This is a genomic window from Kitasatospora sp. NPDC023385 (assembly GCF_055664045.1).
This window is the reverse complement of the sequence record NZ_JBVOOL010000082.1, coordinates 1-3,595: the sequence shown is the minus strand read 5'-3', so window position 1 is coordinate 3,595 and position 3,595 is coordinate 1. Positions and strand designations below refer to the sequence as shown.

At 73.1% G+C, this 3,595-nt stretch carries 1 protein-coding gene; it reads left to right on the top strand.

Features of this window, described 5'->3' with window-relative positions; genetic code table 11:
* Positions 1-3,595, top strand: a 3,595-nt coding sequence (locus AC0B61_RS37030) for an SDR family NAD(P)-dependent oxidoreductase (RefSeq protein WP_471746917.1), incomplete at both ends; no start/stop codon positions are given.

Below are 3,595 nucleotides of genomic sequence, written 5' to 3'. Positions count from 1 at the left end.
CCCCACCCAACTGGCACACCTACTACCACCACACCAAACCCCAACCCACCCCCCTCCCCACCTACCCCTTCCAACACACCCGCTACTGGCTCGACCAGTCCACGGCGCCGCGGCGTGACGACACCACCGCCGACGCCGCCGAATCCCGTTTCTGGGACGCGGTCGAGCGCCAGGACCTGTCGGCGCTCTCCCGGGAGCTGGGCGAGGACCACGGCCAACTCTCCGACGCCTTGCCGGTGTTGGCCGACTGGCGACGCCGCCACCGGGAGCAGTCCGCGGTGGACTCCTGGCGGTACCGCACCACCTGGGCTCCGTTGACCGTCGAGGCCCGCAGGCTCTCCGGCACCTGGACCGTCGTCGCGGCACCCGCGCAGCACGACCATCCCGACGTCCTGGCGATCGTCGCGGCCCTGCGCGCCGGCGGTGGCGAGCCCCGGCTCGTCGCCCCCACCGATGCCGCCGTCACCGATGCCGCCGTCACCGATGCCGACATCGCGGAGGCCGCCGGTGTGGTCTCCCTGCTGGCGCTGGACGACGAGCCCGACGACACCCACCCGGCGATGTCGCGGGGGATCTCCGCGACCGTGACGCTCGTTCAGGAGCTGCAGCGCGCCGGGTCGACGGTGCCGCTGTGGTGCCTGACCCGCGGTGCCGTCACCATCGGCCGGTCCGAACCGCTGCGGTTCCCGTCCCAGGCGCAGTTCTGGGGGATGGGACGCGCGGTCGCCCTCGAATGGCCGAACAGCTGGGGCGGACTCGTCGATCTGCCGGATGTCCTCGACGAGCGGACCCTGTCCCGGCTGCCCTCGTTGTTGGCCGGTGAGAGTGGCGAGGACCAGCTGGCCCTCCGCGTCTCGGGTGTCTTCGGCCGGCGCCTCGCCCGTGCCTCGCACGCTGCGCCGGACCGTACTCCGTGGCAGCCCCGCGGCACCGTGCTCATCACCGGCGGCACGGGTGCGCTGGGCGGGCACGTCGCCCGGTGGCTCGCGCGCCGTGGCGCCGAGCACCTGCTGCTCGTCGGCCGCAGCGGGGCGGCTGCGGCGGGTGCCGCCGCGCTGGAAGCGGAACTGTCCGCTTCGGGCGCCCGGGTCACCATCGCGGCCTGTGACGTGTCCGACCGCGCAGCCGTCGCGGACCTCCTGGCGGCCGTGCCCCCGGAACTGCCGTTGACCGCCGTCGTCCATGCCGCGGGCCTCGGGCAGCTGACACCGCTCGTGGACCTCGGCCTCGACGAGTTCGCCGAGATCGTGCGGGCGAAGACGGCTGGTGCCACCCACCTCGACGAGCTGCTGGGCGACCGCGAACTGGACGCCTTCGTCCTGTTCTCCTCGGTGTCCGGCGTCTGGGGCACCGGCGGGCAGGCGGCGTACGGAGCGGCGAACGCCCACCTCGACGCCCTGGCCCGCAACCGCCGCGACCGCGGGCTCGCCGCGACCTCGGTGGCCTGGGGCCCCTGGGCGGGCGAGGGCATGGCCGCCCAGGGCGAGTCGGGTGAGCACATGCGTCGTCGCGGACTGCCCCCGATCCCGCCGGAACTCGCGATCGCGGCGCTCGAACGGGCCGTGTCCGACGACGAGCCCTGCCACACCGTGGCGGACGTGCACTGGGATAGCTTCCTGCCCCTGTTCACCTCGGCGCGCCCCAGTGCCCTGCTGTCCGGCCTGCCGGAGGCGCGCGCACTGCTGAGTGCGCCGGAGGAGTCCCGCAGCGCGCAGCCGAACCTGTTCTCGGGGCTCGGGACCGCCGAGCGCCGGGCACGGCTGCTGGCGACGGTCACCGCCGAGGCCGCGGCGGTGCTGGGGCACACCACGGCCGACGACGTCGCCGCCGACCGGGCGTTCCGCGACCTCGGCTTCGACTCGCTCACCGCCGTGGACCTGCGCAACCGTCTCGGTGCCGCTCTCGGTGTCCAGTTGCCGACCACGCTGGTCTTCGACTACCCGAACCCGGAAAGCCTGGCCTCCCACCTGCTGACGCTGTTCGGCGACGACCCGGCTGACGACGACGAGGCGGCCCCGGTCCCCCTGTCGGACGATCCGATGGCCGTCGTCGGCATCGGATGCCGCTTCCCCGGCGGGGTGCGCACGCCCGAGGACCTGTGGCAGCTCCTGGTGGCCGGTGGCGACGCCGTGTCCGACTTCCCCACCAACCGTGGCTGGGATCTCGCGTCGGTGCTGTCCGACGTCGACACGCAGGGCAGCAGCACCGCGAAGTCAGGTGGATTCCTTTACGACGCCGCGGAGTTCGACGCCGAGTTCTTCGGCATCTCGCCACGCGAGGCACGGGCGATGGACCCGCAGCAGCGGTTGCTGCTGGAGACGTCGTGGGAGGCGTTCGAGCGCGCGGGCATCGACCCGCGGTCCCTGCGCGGCAGCCGGACCGGCGTCTTCGTGGGCGGCAACAGCCAGGACTACGCCACGTTGCTCTACGACGACGCGCAGGGCACCGAGGGGCATCTCCTGACGGGCAACACGCCGAGCGTGGCGTCCGGCCGCATCGCCTACACCTTCGGTCTCGAAGGACCGGCGGTCACGATCGACACCGCGTGCTCGTCCTCCCTGGTCGCGATGCACCTGGCGGCGCAGGCCCTGCGCAACGGCGAATGCACCATGGCCCTGGTCGGCGGTGTGACCGTCATGGCGACGCCCCGGACGTTCATCGAGTTCAGCCGGCAGGGCGGCCTCTCCCCCGACGGGCGGTGCAAGGCCTTCTCCGCCGACGCGGACGGCACCGGTTGGGGCGAAGGCGTGGGTGTCCTCGTCCTCGAACGGCTCTCCGACGCCCAACGCCTGGGCCACCCGGTCCTGGCGGTGATGCGCGGTTCCGCCGTCAACCAGGACGGTGCCTCCAACGGGCTCACCGCGCCCAACGGCCCGTCCCAGCAACGCGTCATCCGCCAAGCCCTCGCCAACGCCGGCCTCCAGCCCTCCGACGTCGACGCCGTCGAAGCCCACGGCACCGGAACGAAGCTCGGCGACCCCATCGAAGCCCAGGCACTGCTCGCCACCTATGGGCAGGACCGCCAACAACCCCTGTGGCTGGGCTCGGTGAAGTCCAACATCGGCCACACCCAGTCGGCGGCCGGCGCCGCGGGCGTCATCAAAATGATCCTCGCCATGCAGCACGGCGTACTCCCCCGCACCCTGCACGCCAACGAGCCCACCCCGCACGTCGACTGGAGCACCGGCGCCGTCTCGCTGCTCACCGAACAGCAGCCCTGGCCCGACCACGACCACCCCCGACGCGCCGGCGTCTCCTCCTTCGGCATCAGCGGCACCAACGCCCACGTGATCCTGGAGCAACCGCCGGCCCCCGACACCGTCGACGATGAGCAGAACCCGCCGCCGGTCGTGCCGTGGCTGCTCTCCGGCAAGGACGCGCAGGCTGTTCGAGCACAGGCCGCCCGGCTGGTCGACCACCTCGACGACAACGCCTCGGCGCTCGACATCGGCTACGCACTGGCGACGAGCCGGGCCCTGTTCGCGGAACGAGCCGCGGTGGTCAGCCCCGATCCGCAGACCCGCCGCCAAGCCCTCACCGCACTAGCCCGCGGCGGCACCCACCCCGCCCTCATCACCGGCCGCGCCGGCGACGG